This window comes from Paeniglutamicibacter sp. ORCA_105 (assembly GCF_045798545.1).
Classification (GTDB): Bacteria; Actinomycetota; Actinomycetes; order Actinomycetales; family Micrococcaceae; genus Paeniglutamicibacter; species Paeniglutamicibacter sulfureus.
Window position 1 is genome coordinate 108221 of the sequence record NZ_JBIXLM010000006.1, and the last position, 22268, is coordinate 130488.

The following is a 22268-nucleotide window of genomic DNA, read 5'->3' on the forward strand; positions in this document are numbered from 1 at the left end:
GTCCGCCGGCGCGTTTACAGGGTATGGAGATGACAACGAACCCCGCCTTCGAGCTGGTGGTGCGCCGGCACGGTACCACGGTGCTGCGCATGTGCACCGCACTGCTGGGCCCGGGAGCGGACGCGCAGGATGCCTGGAGCGAAACGTTCCTGGCGGCCTTGCGCGCATATCCGGGCCTGGCCAAGGGCGCCAACCTCGAGGCGTGGCTCATCACCATTGCCAGGCACAAGGCCATCGATATCCTGCGGGCGAACCATCCCGTGCCCATCGGGCAGCTCCCGGAAACCGTGGCGCTTCCCGAGGGCCTGGGACAGCTGGAGCTGCTCGAATCCCTGGGCTCGCTCAGCGAGCTGCAACGCAAGGTGATCGGCTACCACTACCTGCTCGGGTTTCCCTACGCGGATATCCCGGCGTACCTGGGCGGCAGCGCAGCTTCCCTGCGCCGGGCCGCGTCCGACGGGATCAGGGCCCTGCGCAAGGAACTTATCGAAGCGGAGGAAGAATCATGAGCGAACTTGAAATGCTGAAGAAGGACCTGGCCGAGCGCGCCGCCGCCGAGGGTCTGTTGGATGTCTCCTACCGGCTCGTGGACTCCCCGCTGGGACAGCTGTTGCTTGCTGCAACCGAACGGGGAATGGTGCGCGTCGCCTTCGCCCGCGAGGGCTTTGACACGGTGCTGGATTCCTTGGCGGCCAAGGTAGGCGTGAGGATCCTCGAACGCCACGCCCCGCTGGATGCTGCGGCGCGGCAATTGGAGGAGTACTTCACCCACCGGCGCGCCGGATTCGAGCTGGGGCTGGACCACTGCCTCAGCAGCGGGTACCGGCTGCAGGTGCAGCTGGCGCTGCCCTCGATCGCGTACGGGCACACCGTGAGCTACAAGGAACTGGCCCTGGCCACCGGCCGTCCGGCGGCCGTGCGGGCGGTGGGAACCGCGTGCGCCACCAACCCGTTGCCGATCGTGGTGCCCTGCCACAGGGTGTTGCGCAGCGACGGAGGCCTTGGTGGATACCTGGGCGGGGTGGATGCCAAGAGGGTCCTGCTCGACCTCGAACAGGACCCGCCGGGCTAGCTCTTTTTGCTAGGTCCGGGACACCGACGACAGAGCACGCGTCCCGGATTCGTGGCCGTCGGCAGCGGCTGTGTTCGGCTCGGAGCGGCGCACGGCCAACACCGTGACGTCGTCGGGGTTGTTTGATTCGGAGGCCAGGGCGTGCACGGCGTCAACGATGTCCTGGGCCGAGCCGGCGCGGCACGCCAGCTCCCCGACGCGGGCGACGGCGGCCAGTGTCCCGTCATAGAGATCCAGCACCCCGTCGCTGACGCTCACGATCATGTCGCCCGGAGCGAGGGTGATTTCCCGTGAGGTCCAGGTCGCGTCCGGCATCAGCCCGACGGGCAGCTCGCCCGAGGTCAGCCGCTCCCAGGTCCCGTCGGCGCGGACCAGCAGGCTCAGGCCGTGCCCGGCGTCGGAAAAGACAACGGTGCCGTCCTGTGCCCGGAGTCTTGCATGGAAGAGCGTGGCGAAGGCCGCGGCCTGGCTCAGTTCGGTGGCCAGGCAGTCGGAGGTCAGCGTCAATGCCGTCACGGGGTCTTCAATATTGCGGGCACTGCGAATCACCGCGCGCGTGGTCGCCGCGATCATGCCGGCCCCGGCACCCTTGCCCATGACGTCCCCCAGGGTGAACCCGATGCCCCCGTCGATCGCGTACCAGTCGAAGAAGTCCCCGCCGACGGCCTTGGACGGAATGCAGGCCCCGGCGGTTTCGTAGCCTTCGAGGATGGCTGCCTTCTTGGGCAGCAGGAACTTCTGGATTTCCGCCGCCCGGCTCAATTCCTCCGCGGCCGAGGCGGCCTCCGCGCGGGCGCTGCCCAGGTGCCTCCGGGCCCGAGCGGCCAGCTCGTTGACCACGGCCGCACCGATGGCGAAGACGGTGGCGCTGAAAATGCCGCGCGCCAGCTCATTGGGGTTGTTCTCCAGGTGCGCGCCCAGGGCGAAGGGAATCAGGACCGTCGAGATGGTCCCCAGCACCGCATAGAGGACGTAGCGGCGCCCCGGCCGGGAAGCGAACCAGAGCACCGGCAACAGGAGCAGCGAGGAGTAGATCGAGTGGGACTCTCCGGTCCCGTGCCGCAAAAAACCGGCGGCGATGAAGTCCAGCGCGGGGACGATGGTGGCAAAGCGCAGCAAAGCGGGACCGCGGAAGACCACCGCCAGCACCGTCGCCCCGGCCACCAGCACGAGCCCCACCAGCAGGGAGACAGGATTGCTGATGACCACGGTCGGTATCGCCATGGACATCAGCCCAGCGGCGATGAACAGTGCCGCGAAGGGCACCTGCTTGCGCAACGGGGAAAGTTCGTCGAGCCCGACCAGAACACGGGCAGCGTCTACGCCCACGGGTCGACCCCGCCTGCCGCGGATTCGGCGGGAAGGCGCCGGACCAGGACCGCGGTGAGGTCATCGTCGGGGACCTGCCGACAATTTAGTTCTCGGAGCGCGGCAGCCACCGTGGACGGCTCGGCCCCGGCAATCAGCGCGGCGACTTCGTCGAGTGCCGCCAAGGTGCCGTCATAGAGGTCCAGCACGCCGTCGGTGAAGCTGGCCAGGGTGTCCCCGGGCCGTAGCACCGCGGTGGAGGTCGCCCAGGATCCCGGCTCGCCGAGCCCCAACGGCAGCCCGTTGCCGTGCAGGCGGGTGTATGAGCCATCAGGTGACACGATCATGCTCAGGCCGTGGCCTGCATCGGCGTAGCTCAGCGTTCCAGTGCCCCTGTCCAGAGTGGCCAGGAAGGCCGTGGCAAAGGTGGCCGTTCGTTCGAGATCCCGGGTGAGCAGGTCGCTGGCGATGTCCAAGGCGGTGCCTGGATCGGAGGCGCCGGTGCGGTGTATCGCTCCCCGGACGGTCGCTGCCATCAAGGCAGCCCCCGTGCCGCTGCCCATCACATCGGCAATGGCCAGGTGGAGCATGGGGCCGTCTTCCTTCCACGAATAGAAGTCACCGCCGACTTCCGACCGGGGAAGGAACATGCCCAGGACTTCGTATCCTTCGGCGGCGGGGGCGGCCGACGGCAACAGCGCCTGCTGGATGCTCCGGGCCCGGTCGCGGTCGGCAGAGTCCTGGAGCTCGGCCTCGGCCCAGGCCCCCAGTTCGTCGAGTTGGCAAAGTTGGTCGGCACTCAGTTCGCGCGGACTGGTGTCATAGAGGCACAGCGTTCCCACGCGCATGCCCGGGGCGGCGTTGAGGGGCCTACCCGCATAGAAGCGGATACCAGCAGGCCCGCTCACGCCGGGCAGCTGCGCAAACCTCCGGTCGGCCGTCGCGTCGGGCACCACGAGGATTCCCGGGTCGGTGATGGCCTGGTTGCAAAATGATTCTTCCCGGGGGATGACCAATGTTGTCTGGGGGGACTTCACGTGGAGATTTGCGTCATCCACCAGGGTCACCGCGGCGATCGGGACATCGAACAGGTTCTTGGCCGTCCGCGTGATCCGGTCAAAGCGCTCCTCCGCAGGCGAATCAACAAGATTCAGCCGTTGCAACGCCGCGACACGGTCCCGCTCGGTCACGGTTGGTTCCTGGGCATGATGCACGTTTTTCTTCCTTTCTTCAGGTTCCAACTTGTCGATCGGCCCAGTGGTCAACAGGGTGTCGAATCCCTGGAAAGGACCCAGGTGTTGGTGCTGTCCTCACGTGAAAAAGTGAACGAGGTGACAAGGGCATGGATCAGTGCCAGGCCTCGTCCCGACTCGGCCTCGGGGCCGGGCATGCCCTTGGCATCGGTGTCCAGCTGGGGGTCGGTGGCGCCGAAGGCGCTGATCTCCGCCCGCAGGCTTTGGGTTCGGACGCTGATCTCGACGCCCAGTTCCACGGGTGTCGGGAACTCCGGCAGGGCATGCTGGACGATGTTCGAGGCGGCCTCGATCACCGCGGTCGCAAAGGTCATCCGGTCCATGTCCGGGACGAAGGGTGCATCGGCCCACAGCTCGTCGAGCAGGACATGGATCGCCTCGACGGACTCAGGGATGGCCTCGTCACGGAAGCTGCGGCTGGCGATCATCTCATTCATTCCCGAAAGCCTCCTCGGCCGAAGGATAGGCGGTCAGCACCCGGTCCATGCTTGTCAGTTCCAGGACCATCTTCACCTGGGGCTGCACTGCCGCGATGCGCAGGTCCCCGCCCGCCTGCCGGGCAGCCTTCAGGCACCCGATGAGCGCGCCAAGTCCGGAGGAATCCATGAAGGTGGTCTGGGCCAGGTTGATGACGATGCGGTGCGATCCGGAAGCCACAACCTCGCTCACGTAGGATCTGAGGCTGGGCGCGGAGACCATGTTCAGCCTTCCGGAAGCCACTACCTCCGTATACGTCCCATTGGCCTTGTGGCTAATCTCCATCGAGGTTCCTTTCTAGTTCCAACCGGGGCAACCGGCGATGCGTTCCTTGGATCGGACTACTTCCCGCTCGGCGTATAACCCCGGTACCGCACGGCCTTGAACAAGACGCTGAGCACCAGCAGGTCGAAGACGACCCAGGCCACGTTGACAAGCGTACCGAGCGGTTCGGCCAAACCCGCGGCAAGGCGCACAAGTCCGGCGACGGCGGCGATGCCAAGGAGAACGGCCACCGTGATCTGCGGCCGGATCAGGCTCCAGCGCGGCCCGCCCTCCTGGCGGTCCTTCGGGGTGACGGCGAAACCGAGGGGACGCCCAAACCAGACATTTCGTGCGGCAGAGGTGCAGGCCTTGATCCACGTGGGGAACAACGCCAAGCTGTACTGCTGGCCCCGCCACGTGGGGATGCCGCGGCCGGCGACGAGAAAGAGCAGTTGGTTCACGACCATGAACGGTATGAACCGGATGAAGAAATCGGTGCTCAGGCTGGTGACCGGCAGGACGCCGAACAACAGGTAAATGACGGGGGCGGCAAAATAGACAACGGCGGCGAAACCGCTCAGGTAGCTCCACATTGTGGAGAAGTACATCAGCCGTTGGCCCCACTTCAGGCCGCGCTGGGTCAGCGGGTTTTCCCTCAGCAGCACCTGGATGGTTCCTTGGGCCCAGCGCAGGCGCTGAGTCAACATGGTGCCGATGTCCTCGGGGGCTAGTCCATGGGCAAGGATCTCGTGGTGGTAGACGCTCTGCCAACCGCGGGCGTGCATCCGCATGGCAGTGGCCATATCCTCCGTCACGGAGATCGTGGCCAGCGGCATAAGGGGCTGGGCTTCCCCGGAACGCTCCACCGACAGGGCGTCCAGGACTGCCTGTACCGATTCCATGGCACCCAACGGGGACCATTCCCGCGCAGAGAGCCTTTGCACTGCATCGTCCGTGATCACCCGGACGCCGGCGTCCCCCACGGCCGTCAAATCCATGGCCGCGATCTCCTCAAGATCTGCCTGCAACGCGTGCACATCGGCCTGCACCAACGTGCGGACGGCCGTGTCCACTTTTTGTTGCACCTGGTAGGTGATTTCGCTCAGGGACCGGCCTGCGGCCAGTTGGTTGTTGGCATGTCGAATGGCGGCCTCAACCTCGTCCAGCATTCCCCCGACCACGGGCGAATCCGCATCCGCGGATTTCCGTGCCTGCCGGATTGCCTTCTTGGATGCGCCAAGCGCCCGGCGAATGCCCTTTTCGGTCTCCTGAACATAGCCGAGCAGGCCCAATTGCATCAGCGCCTCACGGCGTAGCACCGCGTTCGAACCGCAGAAGAATGCAGCGTTCCAACCGTCCTTGCCCTGTTGGATGGGTCCGTAGAAGAGCGGTGCCTGGCTGCCCAGTGGATCGTCGTTGGGGACATTGGTGAAATATTGCGGGGTCTGGACCAGCGCAACCCTTCGGTTGTTGAAGTACCCCAGGGTTCTCTCCAGAATTTCCTGCTCCGGGACTTGGTCAGCATCCAAGATCAGCAGGAACTCGCCCTCGGTGACCATCAAGGCGTTGTTCAGGTTCCCCGCCTTGGCATGCCTCGGCATGTTGTTCCAGTCCTCGCCGCGCGTGACGTACCCGAGCCCCTGCTCGGCCGCCAAGCGCCGTAGTTCCTGGCGGTCGCCGTCATCAAGGATCCAGGTGCTGTGCGGATGCCGGATGCGCTGGGCGGCCAGCGCTGTTTTCATGACCATTTCAAGCGGCTCGTTGTAGGTGGTGACAAAAACGTCCACAGTTGCACCGGCAGGCGGCGGCGGAGCTCCCGTCCGTTCCTTCAGGCGCCATACCGTCATGCCGAAGAGCAACACGTCGATCAGACTATAGGTCTCGGCGACAATCAGTGGGACGGCAATCCACCAGGCATCCCAATTCAGCGAGACGGCCCAGCGCCAGGCAACGTAGTTCACGCCGAGTATCAGCGTGAGAACCACCATCAGTCGCGTCCAGAACCGTGCCATGCCCAGCCTTCCAGCCACTCCGTTCCACGTTGAAAACCACGTGTCGCGCAGCCATGCGACGGCAAGGTCAGCCACTCGCCGAGCTCGCGGGACAAACCGAACATATCACGGTTGACAAGTTAGAACACGTCGAAGACGCCCACGTTGAACACCGTCCCACGGCCTCTGTGCGGACCGGCAATGCTGAAGGTCCTGCCCGCTATCGGGCAGGACCTTCAGTGCCGGAGCATGCCGGCAAGGCTATTCGCTGGCGAGCCCCTGCACCGGGGCCAGCTTCGCCGCCCGGCGGGCCGGGACGATCGAGGCGGCCAGCGCGGCAACGACGGACACGGCGATGACCCCTGCCAGCTGCAGCCACGGGATCGACACGCTCATGGCACCGAAGGCACCCATGACCGACTGGGCGCCGAGCAGCCCGTAGGCAGATCCGAGCAGCACGCCCAGCAGGGCGGCGACCCCGCCGATCAGCACCGCTTCGGTGGCCAGCATGGCCTTGAGCTGTCGGCGGGTCAGGCCTAGGGCACGGAGCAGCGAGTTCTCCCGGGTCCGTTCCAGCACCGAGAGGCTCAACGTGTTGGCCACGCCGATCAGCGCGATCAGCACCGCGACGGCCAGCAGGCCCGAGACGATCATCAGCAGCATGTCGATGACGGTGTTGAACATCTGCTTCTCCATGACCCCGCCGCCCACGGCGAATTCATCGACGTTCAGTTCATCGGCCATGTCGGTCTGCAGCGACCGCACCGCTGCTGCGTCGAGCTGGTCATCGACCTTCAGCCACAGCACCGTGCGGGCGTTTTGGTCCGTCGCCACGGATTCCTTGGTTACGCCCAGCATTGACGTGGCGGTGTCCCAGCCGATGACCGGCTGCAGCGCGTTGCTTTCGGTGACCAGCATGTCCAGCGTGCCGCTCTTGCCACCGGCACCTGTGGCCTCCATGGTCTTGCCCTCGTTGTTGGAGGAGACCAGGACCTGGCCGGCAGCCGGGACCTGCTTGCCGCTGTTGAGCACGGACTTGAGGTTTTCGGGATCGGTGGCGAAGATTTCCTGGCCGCTCTTGGAGTTGCCGACGAAGGTGAGTTCGGCCAGGCCCTCGACGCCGTCCATGGCCCCGACCTTGGACAGGGAGTCAGCGGAATAGGTGGTGCCGGAGTAGTCGTTGACCTCGACGTCCACCAGGTATTCACTGCCCAAGGCATCGCCCAGGGAGGTCTTGGCCGTCTGCGCGCCGACCATCATCATCGAGACCAAGGTGACGCCGATCAGCAGCGCTGTGGCGGTGGCGGTGGTGCGTCCGGGGTTGCGGACGGCGTTGAGGCTGGCGAGCTTGCCCGGAACGCTGGACCCGGAGGTCAGCTTGCCGATGGCCGAGACGGTCTTGGGCAGGAAGAGAGAGCCGAGCATCAGGACGCCGGGGAAGGAGAGCATCCCGCCGCCAAAGGCGATGAGGATGTTCCCTTGGATCGCGCCGAAGGCCAGGGCGGCGGCGCCGGCAAGGAGCAGCAGGAGCCCGAAGACGATGCGCACCTTGCCGGCCTTGTTGCCCACCGCCGCGTCGTCGGCCGGGCGCAGGGCAGCCAGCGGGGAGACTGACATGGCCTTGCCGGCCGGAACCCAGGCGGCAACCAGGGTGATCAGCGTTCCGGCCAGGATCGGCACAATGATGGCCTGTGCCGGTACCGCCAGGATGGCAAAGGACATCTCGGGAACGGTGGCACCCAGGATCGCGATCAGGCCCGCCATGATGCCGGTGGCCAGTAGCACGCCGGCGGCCGAGGCCAAGAGCCCGATCAGCAGCGCCTCGATGAGGACCGAGGAGCGGATCTGGGCGCGCAATGCACCCAAGGTGCGCATGAGGGCCAGTTCGCGGGTGCGCTGGGCAATGAGCACGGCGAAGGTGTTCATGACCACCAGCCCGGTGACCACCAGCGCGATCAGGGCGAAGACCAGCAGCACGATCGTGAGTTGGTCGCTGCCGCCGGAGAACGCGGCAACGTCCGCAACGATTTGCTCATCCGGGGTGTTGATGTGGAAGTATTTCAGGCCGGTTGCTTCCAGGGCGGTGGCCAGCGGGGCCTTGAGCCCCTGCAGGTCAACTCCGTCCTTGGCCGCGAGGGTGATGCTGCCGTAGCTGGCATCCCCGGGCCCCGAGAGGGCTTCAAACAGGGACTGGCCGACTGTCAGGTTCATGGCCGCGCCGGTGATCGGGTCGTTGGAGGCAGCGGTGATGCCCGAGACCTTGACCTGGCGGCTGACTTCCTTGCCCTCCGCGGTGGTCGAACCGACTTCCAGGACATCTCCGACGGAGATGTTGTATTCACCGGCGTACGTGGCATCGACGGCCACTTGGTCTCCGCCGGTGGGCAGGGACCCCGACGTGAGCGTCGTGGTGTTCAGCTTCGTGTTGGTGGCGGCGGTGTTTGCCGAGGCGTAGTAGTCCCTGCCCCCGGCGTTGACGCTCACCCCGGAGTTGGTGACGCCGTGGACGGCGGCCACGCCGTCAATGTCTTCGATGGCCTTCAGCGTCTTGGCGTCGAGGCTGTAGGTTTCGGGCCTTTCGCTGTCGTCCGCGTCCATGTCGGCCATGTAGTCGCCGGTGACAACGAGGTCTGCATTGGCGTAGGAGGAGCCGATGCTGTCTTTCAGGGATTCGGTGGCGGACGCGTTGACCATGAGCGTCGCTGCCAGGAAGGCGGTGCCGATCATGACCGCCAGGGTCACGGCGATGAAGCGCCGTGAATACGTCTTGAGGTTTGCCAGGGCTAGTTTCAGCACGGGGTCATGCACCCAACCCGGAAAGCGCCTGGGTGACCGTGTCGACGGTCGGATCCTCGAGTTGGCCGACCAATTCGCCGTCCTTCATCAAGAGCACGGTGTCCGCGTAGGAGGCCGCGACTGCGTCGTGGGTGACCATGATGATGGTCTGGCCCATCTCGCGGGTCGAGGAACGCAGCAGCGAGAGCACCTCGGCGCCGGTGCGCGAGTCCAGGTTGCCGGTCGGCTCGTCTCCGAAGACGACCTCGGGGCGGGTGAGCAGGGCCCGGGCCACGGCCACGCGTTGCTGCTGCCCGCCGGAGAGTTCGTGCGGCTTGTGGTTCAAGCGGTCGGTCAACCCCAGGGTGGTGACGATTGTCTGCAGCCACTCCTTGTCGTGCTTCTTGCCGGCCAGGGCCAGCGGCAGCAGGATGTTGGCTTCCGCGGTGAGCGTGGGGACAAGGTTGAAGGACTGGAAGACGAAGCCGACCTTTTCACGGCGCATCTTGGTCAACGCATCGTCATTCAGCTTCGAGATGTCTGTCCCACCAATGAAGATCTGTCCGCCGCTGGCATCATCCAGGCCGGCCAGGCAATGCATGAGTGTGGACTTGCCGGAACCCGAGGGGCCCATGATGGCGGTGAACTTGCCGCGGGCGAAGGAGACGTCGACGCCGCGCAGGGCCTCGACGCGCGTGGTTCCTTCGCCGTAGATCTTGGTCAGGCCCGTCGCGTGGACAGCGAAATCGGTGCTGGTATGAGGTGCAGTAATGGTCATGGTTCCACGTTATGTGTTCACTGTATGGTTTTGGATCATCCTGAGGGATCCTTTTATCCACCGCTTGGCTCATACCCGGGTATGAGACAGCATCCTCACAGGGTCCACCGATACGCTGTTATGCCTATGCTCTATTTCGCCGTCCCCACCGTTGCCCTGCTTGTAACGCTGGGCCTTGCTGCCAGCATTGCCTTGCTGGCCGCGCTACTTTGGTTCGCTTCCAGGGACAATGTCCGAGCGAAACGCAGCGTGCTGCTCGTGGCCATTCCCGCATGGGCCATTGGTCTGGCCGTGGCCGTGCTGCCCGCGGCTCCCCTGCCTGACCCTTCAATCCCGGCTGGTACCTTCAATTGGATTCCGTTCCTGGCGCACCGGGAACGCGACCTGGGCGTGGAGATGCTGGCGAACCTCGGGCTCTTTGCCCCGCTGGGATTGATGTTAAGCTTTTGTTGGCGTCGGTTCGCGGTGCTGAAAACCACCCTCTTGGTGCTGGGCATTTCAATCTGCGTTGAGGCCACCCAGTTGGCGCTGCGCAACAACCGCGCCTCGGACATCACCGACATCATCACCAACACCGCCGGCGGATTCATTGCGGCAATGATCGGGTGGGTGCTCGTTTCGCTCATCGGAAACAGGAAAGCCACGGCCGAGACCCCCGTCCCGGATTCACTGCTGGAGAGGTAGCACCGCGCAGTCCACGGCCCGATAATTATCGGATCAAAGGATTGAATTCTCCACTCTGGCTTTCAGCTCCACGTGCCATTGGGGTCGTGTTTAGCAATGTCGCGGAGCAGATGCTACGGATCTGATTCCAGTCAACGTGCCCTGGACGCGGATCATCGCAGCTCCCTGTCCCCGGGACAGTTCCCGCATGGACATAGAGATGTCCGAGCCGCTGTTCCAAACCACGTCGTGCTCCGACGTTTCGCCTGTTCGTGCCGATAGACTGGGCACACTTTCCGATTGTTTGGCTTGGAGTACCCGGTTTGGCTTTAAATATGTCTTTCCAGTCGCAGATCTATCGATCCTTGCCCGATCTGGAACGTTCCGATGCCATCGTCAACCGCATCTCCAAGGCGATCACTCTTGGCATGCTGCGCGTCGGCGAACGCCTACCCAACGAAATCGAGATGTCAGAGATGTTCGGCGTTGCCGCAGCCACCCTGCGCGACGCCTTGGCCGTCCTGCGCGACCAGGGGATCGTCGAGACCAGGCGCGGACGCAGCGGCGGGACCTTCATCCTGAAGCAACCGCAATTCCAGTTGGAGGCCATGCGAGAGTGGCTCATGACCACATCGATTGCCGAGATCCGGGATTTGGGCGACGAGCAGTCAGCCATTGCCGCGGCCACAGTCCGCCTGGCATGCGACCGGGCCGAGCCGCATGAACTGGAGAGGCTGCAGGATATGGCCCGCTCGTTGGTCATGGCCGACAGCGCCCAGGCCAAGGCAAGGGCCGATAGCCGCTTTCACATCGAATTGGCGGTGACTGCCCAATCCACCCGGCTGGCCAATGCCGAAATTCGGTTGCAAGCCGAAACGGTGGAGGTGTTGTGGTCACCGTTGGTCGATGAGTTTGATGCGGAACGGGCCACCGCGGAACACCTGGCACTGGTGCGGGCCGTGTCCGAAAACCGCAGCCAACAAGGGCAGCAATTGGTGATTGACCATATCCGACGCAGCACGCACCACCTCATTGATACGAAGCTGGCACTGAGCTACTCCACCGATTTGAAGGAAAACCAATGAGTCTCTCCCAACCGGCAGCCGCAGCGTTGGGGTCCATCTCCGGGTGGTTCAACGACGCATCGGCCGACACCTATGCGATGGCCGCCGCGGTCACCGACCTGCTCACTCGAGATGTCACCCCGGGCGCACTGGTCACGAAACACGATCTGACCGGGTTGAAGGCACTGGCATCGGATTTCCTGCAGCGGCATTCATTCGCTGTTGGGTCCGGGGCAACGTTCTCCTCGGCTCGGATCAGCGAGGGACAAGGGGTCCTCGAGTGGTGGACGCCAGGGCCGAGTGGGGCCGAAAAACTGGTATTTGACCTCGACCCGGATGGCGAGCGCTTTTACGACTACGAGCATCTTCCCTTCTTCAGCGCCGCTGAAAGGACCGGCGAGGCAACCATCTGGGGACCGTATGTCGATTACCTGGGATCCGACGAATACATTCTCACGCACACCGCCCCTTTCAAGATCCATGGCGAGTTTGCGGGGGTTGCCGGCTATGACGTGACAGTTCGGGCACTGGAAGAAATCTTCCTCCCCGCGTTGCGCTCGATCCCCGGCCATGCGGCCTTACTTAACTCCAGTGATCGGGTCATCATCGGCAACTCCGGTGCTTACCTCGTGGGAGAAAGGATCAAGGCCGCGCCCAGCGAAAGCCGGATCGTTCCCCTGGCGGTCCCGCACCTGGGCCTGTCCATGTTGGTTCCTGCGTAACCGCGTGGCGGGTCCAATACACTTCTGCCCGCCACTCGCATCAGGCAGTCTGCGCGTGCCGAGCCAGTTGCAGGCGCCGCAGAACGGCCTGTTCCACCAAGGCTCCGATGATCGCGCGGCGGTCTTCAGCGGATCCGTCCCGGTCCTCCGGATGCCATTGCACGGCCACGACCCAGGTTTTCCCGGGGTGCTCGGTACCCTCCACGATCCCGTCGTCGGCCACGGCGCTGACGATCAAGTCAGTTGCCACGCGGTCCACGGCCTGGTGGTGCCCGGAACGCACAGTGACTCGCTCACGGCCAAGGATCCCGTGGATCTTGCTACCTTCAGACAGAGTCACCCATTCGTCGAGGAACATCGGCTGGCCGGATTGCCCCTGGTGCAGGGTCGAGGGAACGATGTCCGGCACCAATGTCCCGCCGAGTGCCACGTTCAAAAGCTGGGATCCCCGGCAGATGGCAAGCAGTGGTTGGTCCTTCTCCAGGGTCCGATGGATCATGGCGACGCAGAATTCATCGGCGGTGCGGTCCACCCCGTAGGCCTTGGGGATCGGCCCTTGAAGTTCGTACAGCGACCCGTCCACGTCGCCGCCGCCGAGAAACAAAACGCCGTCGGCTTCCTCGGCGGCCAGCGCTGCCTGTGGGTCCGCCGCGGAGCTGTCGATCAGCACAGCGCGGGCACCGCTTTCGAGTAATTGGTCGAAGGCACTGCGAGTGAAGTCGCGCATGATCCTGTGGCTTTCCCCAACCATGCCGGGGAAAGTCAGTGAGACCACCACTGCCACCAGCGGAGCATCCGGGGGAAGCAAGTCAAACCCTTCCGGGATGACCTCGTCCAGGGTCAATACCCGGTCTTCTCGTGGATCGGTGCTCATAAACTCAAAACCTCCAAGGTTTTCGTCTGCTCGCGGTGGGACTCGGTGGCCCGGCGAGTCCGGGCTGCCTCGACGACCCAGCTGAAAAGTGCATGATCGGTGGCCGACGCCTCGGCCAGATCCTCGGGATGCCATTGGACCGCCAGCAGCGATGCGCCAGGAACCTCCAGCGCCTCAACGACTCCGTCCGGCCCCGTGGCGGCAACCCGCAACCCCGCGCCGATGCGCTCGACCGCCTGGTGGTGGTACGAGGATGTACGCACCGGGGCATGCCCCAAGACCGCGGCAAGGAGAGTGCCGGGCTCGCAGGTCACCGGGTGCTCGGCACCGCGGTGCTGGATCTCACCGGGTGCCAAATGGCCCACCAGCGTTCCGCCGTGGATGACGTTGAGCAATTGCATGCCCCGGCAGATGGCCAGGGTCGGGATCCCTGAATCGAGGCAGGCCCGTAGGAGGCCGGCCTCATAGCCGTCCTGTCCCGGGTGGTCGGCCGGCCAATAGTGCTCGTCCGGCTCGCTTCCATAGCGGCGCGGGTCGATGTCGGCACCGCCCGGAATGACCACCCCGTCCAGCCGGGCGAGCTGTTCGGCGGCCGACTCGCTGCTGCCCGGAAACAGGACCACAGGTTCCCCTCCGGCCCTGTCAATGCCGGCCAGCACCCCGACGGCCACTGCAGCCCCAGCGAAGCGCATGCCCTGCACCTTGGCCGACCACATGCCCGGGACGCCTATCAGCGGGCGGCGGGCGGCGCTTGGACCGCCCGTCATGCCCGGCTGCCCGCGATTGCCTCGAGGCTGTGCCCCAACGGAAAATCGAGCGTTGGCATCCAGGTGTCCCACACCTCGCGCAGGCTGCCGTCGGCAATCACGGCGGCCAGTGCAATGTTGAGTTCCTCGCGCAGGAAGAGGTTGTCCTTGGCGACCCCGATCCCCCACGGGTTGCGGGTTGCCACGGTAAAGGCCACGTCGTAGCGCGGGTCATCGCCCAGCGGCACCAGCACCACGTCATCGTCGACCATGGCATCGACGCTGGAGTCGGCGACCGCCGCCAGCATGTCTTCATAGACGGTGTCCCCGCTGAAGGGAACGATGATCGCCCCCTCGAAGGTTCGAGCCAATGCCATATTGGCGCTGCCGTCGATGGCGGCCACCCGGTACCCGACTATGTCGGCCGGGGTGCGTGCAGGGTCTCCCTTGCGCACCAGCACCGTTTCATCGAAGACCGCATACGGGCGGGTGAAATCCACGACAGCCTGGCGTTCGGGAATGATGCCCTGTCCGCACCACACCGCATCCACCTGGTGGTCGCGTACCGAGGGCAGCATCTCGTCCCATCCCATAACGACCCATTCGATGGTCCTGCCCATGCGCGAGGCCACAAGTTTCGCGGCGTCCGGTTCGTATCCGGTGCGTTGTCCGTTGGAATCGAGGAGCGAAAAGAGCGGCGGCGCGTCAGCGTCGATGCAGGCCAGTTTGAGCGTTGTCATTACGGCATCGTCTCCCAGTACATTTCGCGGTCCCATTCCGTGATCGAGCCGCAGTAGCGGGCCCATTCCTCTTCCTTGAGCTTGGTGTAGATGGACACCAGGTCCGCCGGCAGCTGCGAGGTCAGGTAGGTGTCCGAAACGAACGCGCCGATGGCGTCGCCGAGGGTCAGCGGCAACTGGGCACCGAGCGCCGGCGCGTTGTCGCAGGCCTCGTCGGGAGCGCCCGGTTCGAGCTTGCGGTTGATCCCGTCCTCCATCGAGGCGATCAGCAAAGTGTGGGACAAGTAGGGGTTCACCGCCGCGTCCGGCACTCGGTACTCCATCCGGCCGTTGGCAGAGATCCGGATCAGGCAGCCGCGCGAGTCAAGGCCCCAGTTGGCGGTGGAGGGAGCAAATTGCCCGGCGTCCCAGAACCGCTTGTAGGAGTTCACGGTGGAGGCCATCACGGCCATGGATCCCTGGGCGTGGGCCAGCATGCCGCCAATGGCGTGCCGCGCGGTTTCCGAGACGTGCAGTTCCAAACGTCCGGCGTCCTCGATGACGTTGGTGTCCCCGTCCCAGAGGCTGAGGTTGTGGTGGCAGCCATTGCCCATCTGGCCGTTGTAGGGCTTGGGCATGAAGGAAGCGGTGACCCCGAACTCGCGGGCTACCTGCTTGCAGATCTGCCGGTAGGTGACCAGCCGGTCGGCGGTGTTTTCCACGCGGTCGTACATCCAGTTCAGTTCGAGCTGTCCGTCGTCCTCGTAGTCGCCCTCGATCATGTCCAGGCCCATGGCCTTGGAGTAAGTGACGAGCTTCTTGTAGATCGGGCGCATGCGCTCGAGGTTTTCCACTTGGTAGGCGGGGCTGGAACCGGGCCGCTTGACGACCTCGAGTCCGGGGCCTTCCCAGGTCATTTCGGGCTCGGTGCCGGAGCGCACTTCGAAACCGGTGCGCTCGGTGAACGCCGCGTGGGTGCGTGCCAGGAGGGAACGCGTGTCGATGGCAAGCGGTCGACCGCCGACCTCCGGCAGGTGCGGGGGCTCGTAGGCGGTGCAGAAGATTCGGGCGACCGAGGTGTCCCAGGGCAGCACCACGAAGGATTCGGGCTCCGGCAGGGCCCAGAACTCGCGGGCCTCGATGCCGCCGCCGATCAGGTTTCCATGGCGGTCGTTTTGGAGGTCGGATAGCGCCGTGCGGTGGAAGCAGATTCCCTTTTCCAGGTTGCGGCGGAAGTGGTTGGCCGGGACCATCTTGGCGACCACGCGCGAGCCAATGGTGGGCAGCGCGTAGTAGATGTACTCGACCCCGGCGGCCTCGATTTTCGCCGCGAGATCCTTGACGATCTGGGGTTCGAGGTTGCGTGCCTGGTGCCGGGAAAAGGATTCACGGTCCAGGATGGCGTCGGATTCGGTTCTCAGTGCTTGCAAGGTCATGGGACTCAACTCGTTTCTTCTGGAAGTCTTAGTTGGTGACAAGTGCGCCGGCGTCGAGCACCAGCTGGCGGTAATGCAAGTGCCGCGATGCCGGCAAGCCGGCGTTGACGACGCCTATGAGCGTGTTCCCGCGGTAGTAGCCCACCGCGACTCCCTCCTGGGGCTGGCCGGGGTCGCCCTCCAGGATTCGGGTTTCCTCGGCGAGGGCAGGGGAACCGACGCCGTTGATCCGGGTTCCGAAGATCTCGGTCCAGAAAGACGGAAGCGGGGCGGGGGCCTCTGCCGGCGCCCGGCCTGCGATCCCGGCGACCAGTGCCGAGGCCGCAATCTTGGCAGTGTCGGTGGGCGTCGCCCAGTGCTCCACGCGCCGGGCGGGAAGCCCGCTGCGGACATCGGGGTACCGCGCGATGTCACCGACGGCGACGACGTCTGGCATCGGCTGCCCGTCGGCGGCCAGGACCCGCAGGTGCCTGTCGCATTCCACGCCGTCGCCTAGGTCCAGTCCGTTTCCCTGCAGCCATTCGACATTGGCATGGGATCCCACGGCCTCGATGATCACGTCCGCAGACACCGTGCTGCCGTCGGAAAGCTCGATGCCGGTGCAGGATCCATCTCCCCGATAGGCGACCACGGAGACCGCCTCCCGGCAGTCCACACCGCGACGCGAGAGCATTTCCCGCACCCCGGCGGAAAGTGCCGATCCCAGAGGTCGCTCCATGGGGCCAGTGCGTCCCTCCACGAGGGTCACTGCGCAGCCCAGCGAGGCCGCGGTGGCCGCGCTTTCGCATCCGATGAACCCCGAGCCGATGACCCCGACCCGGGTTCCCGGCAGCAGCACCGCGTGCAGGGCCAGGGCGTCTTCAATGCTGCGCAAGACGTGGCGTCCGGCCAGGGGTCCGGGAACCGCAACCCGGGCCGGACGCAGCCCCGTGGCTATCACCAGCCCATCGAAACCAAGTTCTTCCCCGTCGTCTAAGGTGACGGTTCGGTCGGCGAGGTTGGAGGCGGTGATGCGGGTTCCCAACCGCCACTGGATTCCGGTGGCACTGCGTCGGGGCCTGAAGGCCAGCCTTGCAAGTGCCTCCTGGGGGGTTCCTGGTTCGGCCAGGACCTCCTTGGAGAGCGGGGGCCGATTGTAGGGCGGATGATTTTCCTCCCCGATGACCAGGATTTCGCCCTCCCATCCGGTTGCCCGCAGCTGTTCGGCGGCGCGTAGTCCCCCGAGCGAAGCGCCGACGACGATGATCCGCTCGCGCATGGCTAGTCCTTCACGAAGATGGCTTGGACCGGACACACATCGATGGCTTCCTCGACTTCGTCCAGCAATGCATCGTCGAAAGTTTCCTCGAATTCAAGGACCCCTTCGTCGCTCATCGAGAAGACTTTCGGGGCGGCGATGGCGCACTGGCCATGGTTGTCGCATAGTTTACGGTCGACGGTGATCTGTGCCATGGTGGAGCTCGTTTCCTTAGTGCTGGTGGTGATGTGAAGCGGTGGACGGGGCCTAGCGACGCTTGGTGAATCCGATGGGAAGCCGGATCGGGCCGGTGTTGCCCGAGTCGGGCAGCCATTCGTCCCCACCGGTCAGGTGCGGGTTGGCAAGCCGGCTGGCCAGCAGCGGAAGCGCTTCACTCATGTCGGCGCGTGCCACGAAGTGACCAAGACAGTGGTGCACTCCCCCGCCAAATCCGTAGTGGGCGGGGTGCTCGCCAAGCAGGTCCAGTTCGGGGTTGGGGAAAGCGAGCGGGTCGGTGCCGGAGGCCTGGGTAAACAGGTGCACGGTGGTGCCGGCGGCGATCTCAAGCCCCTGGTAGGTGAAGTCTTCGACAGCCTCGCGGGTCACCCATGTGACTGTCGGGTTGATGCGCATGACCTCCTCCACGGCTTTGGCCCCGAGCTCCGGTCGTTCGGCCAGCAGTTCCCACTGGTCCGGGTTGCGCATGAAGGACTGCATGGCCAGGCCCAACTGGTTGCGGGTGGTGTCCATGCCCCCGAAGATCAGCAGCACCAGGGCGTTGCGGAGTTCCTCGTCGTTGAGCTTGTCGCCATCCCGGCTGGCCAGGACCAGCCGGGAGACGAAGTCTTCACCCGGGTTCGCTTGGCGATCCTTGATGAGGTCCTCGGCGTAGGCGTAGAGCTCGGCCACTGCCGCGTCGACCTTGTCCAGGTCCTGCTTGAAGGTGACGCCCAATGCAAGTCCGATCGTGGAGGCAAGCCGGGCGATGGTTGGCCATTCGCTTTCCGGGATGCCCAACAGGATTGTCAGCACGCGGGTGGCGTACGGTTCGGCGAAGTCTCCGATGAACTCGCAGGAACCGCTGTCGATGAAATCGTCGATGAGTTCGTTGGCCAGCGACTGAAAGCGTGGAACCAGGTCCTTGATCAGCCGCGGGGAAAATGCCGGGTTGAGCAGGCGACGAATCCGGTGGTGGTCCTCTCCCTCCAACACGAGCAGATTCTTGGTCCACCAGTCAAAGAACAAGCCGCCATGCACGCCGTTGTGCGCGGGCCACTTGGCACTGCCCTGGATGAGCTTGGGGCTCTTGAGCAGCTTGCTGACTTCGTCATAGCGCAACACGGCGATGCCGTAGTTGGTTTTCGCAAACCAGCTGGCCTCGCGGGCGTTCCGGAGCTCTTCGGACTGCATGGCGAAGCTCGGATCAGAGATGTCGAGATAGGGGACGTTGAGTTGGTTCGGGGCGGTTTCGACACTCATGGTGTGATCCTCTCGTGGTGGTATTGGTCTACTTTGGGCGCTTGGCCGACGGCTGACGGTGCTTGCGTGGTTTTAGCTGCCGGCGGCGGATACCTGGGTATTGATGGCATCGGCGGCGGGGGCGTTTCCCTTGAGGTGGGGTTTGCGAAGCGCCAGATACAGGCCCCCGATTCCCAGGACGAAGATCGAGGAAATCAAGACGATGTAGTTGGCGAACCATCCCGCTTCCGGTGTCCGCGGCCAGGCCATGTTGATCATGCCCAGGACGCCCCACAGCAGGGCCATCACGTTGACCGGAACGCCCCAGCGACCAAGCTGGTACTTGCCTGCCGGCTTCCAGCCCTTGAGCCTCGCCCTCAGTGAGGCAAGCACGACCATTTGGAAACCCAGGTACATGCCCATGGCTGCGAAGGAGATAATGGCGACCAGCGCATCTTCGGAAATCTTGGAACCGATCACGACCAGCGCGGGGAACACGCCGGCGATCAGCAGTGCATTCGGCGGAACGTGGCGGCGATCGCTGAATCGGCTGAGCAGGGAACTGAATGGCAGAATCCCGTCGCGGGCCATCGAGTAGGTCAGGCGGCTCGCGGCGGCCTGCAGGCTCAACACGCAAGAGACAAACGAAATCAGGACAACAGCGAGCACGATCTTGTATCCAACCGGACCAAAGGCCGCCAGCAGCACACCGACAAGTGGGTCGGAGTCGGCACCCGAAATCACTGCACCGAAGTCGGGGACTGCGAGAATGAGCGAGAGGCAGACGAACATCGCCGCCGCTCCACCGATGTAAATGGTCATGCGCATGGCCTTGGGGATGGTGCGGCCCGGGTTCGGGACTTCTTCCGCCACGTCACCGCAGGCTTCAAAGCCGTAGTACTGGAAAATGCCTATCAGTCCGGCGGCCGCGAAGGCCACGAAGTAGTCGGAACCTTCACCGGCACCGAAGGTGTCAAAGAGGACCCCCAGGTCATGGTTGCGGTGGCCGATAATCAGCCAGAGGCCGACGACGACGGCACCGCCGAGTTCTGCGATCAGGCCGAGCATGGCGACCTTGTTCAGGACTCCGGTGCCGAGGAGGTTGAGGCAGGTTGCCAGCGCGATAATGACCAGCGCCGCCAGGATGGTTGCGTTGACGCTGCTTTCCAGTCCGAGGAATGCAGCAAGGTACGGGCCAGCGCCGTATGCAACAGAGGCAATCGTTGTCAGAAGCGCGACGAGGTAAACCCAGCCATTCATCCAGCCCCATTTGCGGCCCCACAGGCGTCGCGACCACGGGTATACCCCGCCGGCCACCGGGTAGTTCGACACGATTTCACCAAAGACCATGGCGACGAACATCTGCCCGACTCCCACGATGAGCAATGACCAGAACATTGGGGGCCCGGCGGTGCCCAACGCGATTGCGAAGAGAGAATAGATTCCCACCACGGGCGATAGGTAGGTGAATCCCAGCGAGACGTTCCCCCAGAACGTCATTTCCCGCTTGAACTGGGTTTCATACTCGTAACCGAGAGCTGCCAGGTGTGCGGCGTCCTCGTCATGCGTGTGCGATGAGGCCTCAGGTACATTACGTGACTCTATGGACACGACGTCTCCTTGTTGGATTTCGATGAATGGATCGAGTGAACCGAGCCACGCACCCTTGTGACTTGCATCACGTGGCTTCCGGTAAAAAAAACTATAGCGTTGAATGATTTAGCGCACAAGCCCTCGAACTAGAATCCCCCAAGAGAGACAGCCGACCGACAATGCCCACAATTTGCGCAAAGACGCTTACAGATCACGGACTTCATCGTCGAAGGCCTGACGTTATGGATACGCGAAGACAATGGCACGAAGCGTTGCTCCTTGACTTATTACCTACATTTCTAAATGTAAAATTAGGACACCGAATGCTCTTGCCCGGCTGGCGCGGGACCCTGTTGAGCCGAGGAAGCTCGGTCATGGGCACTTGGGTGAAGAGTCGACAAAACGAAAGCGCTCGTGGTCCAGTTTCAAAAAACTAGACCACGAGCGCTTCATTCGATGTCCGATGTCCCGCCGCACGGGTTGGTCCGCGAATCGGCTACTCGTGCCGCTCGTGCTCCGGGGCCTGGTGGCTGTGGGACTCGATCTGGAAGGTCGAGTGCTCGATGCTCACCTCGAAGTGCTCAGCCACGCACGACTGCAATTCACCCAGCAGGGTTGCCGCGGCGCCGGTGTGGAACGCTTCGTCCTCCACCACCACGTGCGCCGAAAGGATGGGCAGGTTCGAGGCGATCTGGCTGGCGTGCAGGTCATGGACGGCCAGCACCAGCGGGTGCGAAACCAGGTGGGCGCGGACGTCTTCGAGGTCAAGGCCCTTGGGGGTGGATTCCAACAGGATGTGCGTGGTCTCCCCCAGCAGCTTCAACGCACGCGGGATGATCAGCGCAGCTATCAACATGGCGGCGATCGAGTCCGCCTGCATCCAGCCGGTCGTGGAGATGACGATCGCGGAGATGATCACGGCAACGGATCCCAGGGCGTCGTTGACGACTTCCAGGAAGGCGGCCCTCATGTTCAGGTTGTCCTCCTTGCCGGAAGCCAGGATCAGCATCGAGGCGACATTGCCAAGCAGGCCGATGATGCCAAAAACCAGCAGACCGCCGCCGGAGATTTCCGTCGGCTCGAAGAGGCGGCGAACGCCGTCGATCAGTGCATAGACACCCACACCGAGCAGCAGGGCCGACTGGAGGGTCGCGGAGAGCACCTCCGCCCGGCGGAAGCCCCAGGTGCGCTTGGCCGTGGGCTTTCGCATGACCAGCGTGGCCGCGGTCAGTGCCAGCAGCAGGCCGGTGGAATCGGTGAGCATATGTGCGGCATCAACGAGCAGCGCCAACGAGTTGGTGAGAAATGCACCGATCAACTCGGCGATGAGGATCGTCGCGGTGATGCCAAAGGCCCAGGCCAGCTTCTTGCGGTTGGTGGTGGCCGAACCGTGGTCGTGGTCGTGGCTCATTGGCGCACGCCTTCCTGCGCCCGGGAAGAATCATGGACCGCGGTGAAGTCGTGCGTGTCCAGTTCGTGGTCTTCACTGATGCCGATGTAGTGGTTCGCATCCCCCAGCAGCTCCAGCAACAGCTGCGGGTTTGCCAGCGAGAACATGCTGGCCCGACCCTGTGCCCGCGAGGTCACCAGGCCGCAGTCGCGGAGGCAAGAAAGGTGGGCGCTCACGGTGCTCTGGGCCAGACCCAGGTGCTCGGTGAGTTCCTTGACCTTGTGCTCCCCGGTGCGCAGGTGCGCCAGGATCATCAGCCGAGTGGGGTCGGCCAGTCCATGGAAAAGGGCCGCCGCTGCTGCATGGCTTTCAAGGGCGTCCTGGCGTTCGTGGTCCGCTCGATCTGGCATCGTCATATTACGATGATAGCGATTTGTGGCGATAAAGC

The 22268-nt window shown here is 64.2% G+C and carries 22 protein-coding genes; 5 read left to right on the top strand and 17 right to left on the bottom strand.

Going from position 1 to position 22268, the window contains the following annotated elements; genetic code table 11:
- Positions 1–29 precede the first annotated feature (29 nt).
- The gene (locus ACIPUB_RS04730) at positions 30–509 is read left to right on the top strand and encodes an RNA polymerase sigma factor (protein WP_407606317.1); all 480 of its coding nucleotides are present in this window, start codon (positions 30–32) and stop codon (positions 507–509) included.
- Complete coding sequence (locus ACIPUB_RS04735; RefSeq protein WP_407606318.1) at positions 506–1072, top strand: methylated-DNA--[protein]-cysteine S-methyltransferase; 567 nt, start codon at positions 506–508, stop codon at positions 1070–1072. The genes ACIPUB_RS04730 and ACIPUB_RS04735 overlap by 4 nt, the downstream gene beginning before the upstream one ends.
- Positions 1073–1081: 9 nt before the next feature.
- Here ACIPUB_RS04735 and ACIPUB_RS04740 read toward each other — a convergent pair whose 3' ends face one another.
- From ACIPUB_RS04740 to ACIPUB_RS04770, 7 genes are all read right to left on the bottom strand, one after another.
- The gene (locus ACIPUB_RS04740) at positions 1082–2401 is read right to left on the bottom strand and encodes a PP2C family protein-serine/threonine phosphatase (protein ID WP_407606319.1); all 1320 of its coding nucleotides are present in this window, start codon (positions 2399–2401) and stop codon (positions 1082–1084) included.
- Positions 2392–3594 (bottom strand): PP2C family protein-serine/threonine phosphatase, encoded by a 1203-nt coding sequence (locus tag ACIPUB_RS04745; RefSeq protein ID WP_407606320.1) that lies wholly within the window; start codon positions 3592–3594, stop codon positions 2392–2394. The genes ACIPUB_RS04740 and ACIPUB_RS04745 overlap by 10 nt, the downstream gene beginning before the upstream one ends.
- Positions 3595–3641: 47 nt before the next feature.
- Positions 3642–4070, bottom strand: coding sequence for an ATP-binding protein (locus ACIPUB_RS04750; protein ID WP_407606321.1), 429 nt, complete (start codon positions 4068–4070; stop codon positions 3642–3644).
- Positions 4063–4395: an STAS domain-containing protein gene (locus ACIPUB_RS04755; RefSeq protein ID WP_407606322.1), complete on the bottom strand. Its 333-nt coding sequence runs from the start codon at positions 4393–4395 to the stop codon at positions 4063–4065. The genes ACIPUB_RS04750 and ACIPUB_RS04755 overlap by 8 nt, the downstream gene beginning before the upstream one ends.
- A 56-nt stretch (positions 4396–4451) precedes the next feature.
- Positions 4452–6386, bottom strand: a complete 1935-nt coding sequence (locus ACIPUB_RS04760; RefSeq protein WP_407606323.1) for a glycosyltransferase family 2 protein — start codon at positions 6384–6386, stop codon at positions 4452–4454.
- Positions 6387–6626: 240 nt separating this feature from the next.
- Positions 6627–9161 (bottom strand): ABC transporter permease, encoded by a 2535-nt coding sequence (locus ACIPUB_RS04765; protein WP_407606324.1) that lies wholly within the window; start codon positions 9159–9161, stop codon positions 6627–6629.
- Between the two features lie 4 nt (positions 9162–9165).
- Positions 9166–9918: an ABC transporter ATP-binding protein gene (locus ACIPUB_RS04770; protein ID WP_302263423.1), complete on the bottom strand. Its 753-nt coding sequence runs from the start codon at positions 9916–9918 to the stop codon at positions 9166–9168.
- Between the two features lie 120 nt (positions 9919–10038).
- Between ACIPUB_RS04770 and ACIPUB_RS04775 the strand changes: the two genes are divergently transcribed.
- The 3 genes from ACIPUB_RS04775 to ACIPUB_RS04785 all read left to right on the top strand — a co-directional run bounded on the left by ACIPUB_RS04775 (position 10039) and on the right by ACIPUB_RS04785 (position 12367).
- Positions 10039–10602, top strand: a complete 564-nt coding sequence (locus ACIPUB_RS04775; protein WP_407606325.1) for a VanZ family protein — start codon at positions 10039–10041, stop codon at positions 10600–10602.
- 251 nt (positions 10603–10853) lie between these two features.
- On the top strand, positions 10854–11666 hold the full coding sequence (locus tag ACIPUB_RS04780) for a GntR family transcriptional regulator (protein ID WP_310289354.1): 813 nt from the start codon (positions 10854–10856) through the stop codon (positions 11664–11666).
- Entirely contained in the window at positions 11663–12367 is a 705-nt protein-coding gene (locus ACIPUB_RS04785) for a cache domain-containing protein (RefSeq protein ID WP_407606326.1), read from the top strand. The genes ACIPUB_RS04780 and ACIPUB_RS04785 overlap by 4 nt, the downstream gene beginning before the upstream one ends.
- 40 nt (positions 12368–12407) lie before the next feature.
- On the opposite strand, the gene ACIPUB_RS04790 is transcribed toward ACIPUB_RS04785, so the two are convergent.
- From ACIPUB_RS04790 to ACIPUB_RS04835, 10 genes are all read right to left on the bottom strand, one after another.
- Positions 12408–13241 carry a gamma-glutamyl-gamma-aminobutyrate hydrolase family protein gene (locus tag ACIPUB_RS04790; protein WP_407606327.1) on the bottom strand — a complete coding sequence of 278 codons (834 nt, stop codon included), beginning with the start codon at positions 13239–13241 and terminating at the stop codon, positions 12408–12410.
- Positions 13238–14008 carry a gamma-glutamyl-gamma-aminobutyrate hydrolase family protein gene (locus tag ACIPUB_RS04795; protein WP_407606328.1) on the bottom strand — a complete coding sequence of 257 codons (771 nt, stop codon included), beginning with the start codon at positions 14006–14008 and terminating at the stop codon, positions 13238–13240. Before ACIPUB_RS04795 ends, ACIPUB_RS04790 begins: the two co-directional genes overlap by 4 nt.
- Positions 14005–14727: an ABC transporter substrate-binding protein gene (locus ACIPUB_RS04800; protein WP_407606329.1), complete on the bottom strand. Its 723-nt coding sequence runs from the start codon at positions 14725–14727 to the stop codon at positions 14005–14007. The genes ACIPUB_RS04795 and ACIPUB_RS04800 overlap by 4 nt, the downstream gene beginning before the upstream one ends.
- Positions 14727–16142, bottom strand: a complete 1416-nt coding sequence (locus ACIPUB_RS04805; protein WP_407606330.1) for a glutamine synthetase family protein — start codon at positions 16140–16142, stop codon at positions 14727–14729. Before ACIPUB_RS04805 ends, ACIPUB_RS04800 begins: the two co-directional genes overlap by 1 nt.
- Positions 16143–16170: 28 nt before the next feature.
- Positions 16171–17400: an NAD(P)/FAD-dependent oxidoreductase gene (locus ACIPUB_RS04810; protein ID WP_407606331.1), complete on the bottom strand. Its 1230-nt coding sequence runs from the start codon at positions 17398–17400 to the stop codon at positions 16171–16173.
- A gap of 2 nt (positions 17401–17402) precedes the next feature.
- Entirely contained in the window at positions 17403–17594 is a 192-nt protein-coding gene (locus ACIPUB_RS04815) for a ferredoxin (protein WP_407606332.1), read from the bottom strand.
- Between the two features lie 52 nt (positions 17595–17646).
- On the bottom strand, positions 17647–18858 hold the full coding sequence (locus ACIPUB_RS04820; RefSeq protein ID WP_407606333.1) for a cytochrome P450: 1212 nt from the start codon (positions 18856–18858) through the stop codon (positions 17647–17649).
- A 72-nt stretch (positions 18859–18930) separates the two neighbouring features.
- On the bottom strand, positions 18931–20448 hold the full coding sequence (locus ACIPUB_RS04825) for an APC family permease (RefSeq protein WP_407606334.1): 1518 nt from the start codon (positions 20446–20448) through the stop codon (positions 18931–18933).
- A 478-nt stretch (positions 20449–20926) separates the two neighbouring features.
- The gene (locus ACIPUB_RS04830) at positions 20927–21841 is read right to left on the bottom strand and encodes a cation diffusion facilitator family transporter (RefSeq protein ID WP_407606335.1); all 915 of its coding nucleotides are present in this window, start codon (positions 21839–21841) and stop codon (positions 20927–20929) included.
- Positions 21838–22236, bottom strand: a complete 399-nt coding sequence (locus ACIPUB_RS04835) for an ArsR/SmtB family transcription factor (RefSeq protein WP_407606336.1) — start codon at positions 22234–22236, stop codon at positions 21838–21840. Before ACIPUB_RS04835 ends, ACIPUB_RS04830 begins: the two co-directional genes overlap by 4 nt.
- Between the last annotated feature and the right edge of the window lie 32 nt (positions 22237–22268).

Bases quoted from the DNA above. Each gene is read 5' to 3' on its own strand.
- ACIPUB_RS04730 (WP_407606317.1), top strand. From the start codon at position 30: ATGACAACGAACCCCGCCTTCGAGCTGGTGGTGCGCCGGCACGGTACC.
- ACIPUB_RS04735 (WP_407606318.1), top strand. From the start codon at position 506: ATGAGCGAACTTGAAATGCTGAAGAAGGACCTGGCCGAGCGCGCCGCC.
- ACIPUB_RS04750 (WP_407606321.1), bottom strand. From the start codon at position 4,070: ATGAATGAGATGATCGCCAGCCGCAGCTTCCGTGACGAGGCCATCCCT.
- ACIPUB_RS04755 (WP_407606322.1), bottom strand. From the start codon at position 4,395: ATGGAGATTAGCCACAAGGCCAATGGGACGTATACGGAGGTAGTGGCT.
- ACIPUB_RS04760 (WP_407606323.1), bottom strand. From the start codon at position 6,386: ATGGCACGGTTCTGGACGCGACTGATGGTGGTTCTCACGCTGATACTC.
- ACIPUB_RS04770 (WP_302263423.1), bottom strand. From the start codon at position 9,918: ATGACCATTACTGCACCTCATACCAGCACCGATTTCGCTGTCCACGCG.
- ACIPUB_RS04775 (WP_407606325.1), top strand. From the start codon at position 10,039: ATGCCTATGCTCTATTTCGCCGTCCCCACCGTTGCCCTGCTTGTAACG.
- ACIPUB_RS04785 (WP_407606326.1), top strand. From the start codon at position 11,663: ATGAGTCTCTCCCAACCGGCAGCCGCAGCGTTGGGGTCCATCTCCGGG.
- ACIPUB_RS04790 (WP_407606327.1), bottom strand. From the start codon at position 13,241: ATGAGCACCGATCCACGAGAAGACCGGGTATTGACCCTGGACGAGGTC.
- ACIPUB_RS04795 (WP_407606328.1), bottom strand. From the start codon at position 14,008: ATGACGGGCGGTCCAAGCGCCGCCCGCCGCCCGCTGATAGGCGTCCCG.
- ACIPUB_RS04800 (WP_407606329.1), bottom strand. From the start codon at position 14,727: ATGACAACGCTCAAACTGGCCTGCATCGACGCTGACGCGCCGCCGCTC.
- ACIPUB_RS04805 (WP_407606330.1), bottom strand. From the start codon at position 16,142: ATGACCTTGCAAGCACTGAGAACCGAATCCGACGCCATCCTGGACCGT.
- ACIPUB_RS04810 (WP_407606331.1), bottom strand. From the start codon at position 17,400: ATGCGCGAGCGGATCATCGTCGTCGGCGCTTCGCTCGGGGGACTACGC.
- ACIPUB_RS04815 (WP_407606332.1), bottom strand. From the start codon at position 17,594: ATGGCACAGATCACCGTCGACCGTAAACTATGCGACAACCATGGCCAG.
- ACIPUB_RS04820 (WP_407606333.1), bottom strand. From the start codon at position 18,858: ATGAGTGTCGAAACCGCCCCGAACCAACTCAACGTCCCCTATCTCGAC.
- ACIPUB_RS04830 (WP_407606335.1), bottom strand. From the start codon at position 21,841: ATGAGCCACGACCACGACCACGGTTCGGCCACCACCAACCGCAAGAAG.
- ACIPUB_RS04835 (WP_407606336.1), bottom strand. From the start codon at position 22,236: ATGACGATGCCAGATCGAGCGGACCACGAACGCCAGGACGCCCTTGAA.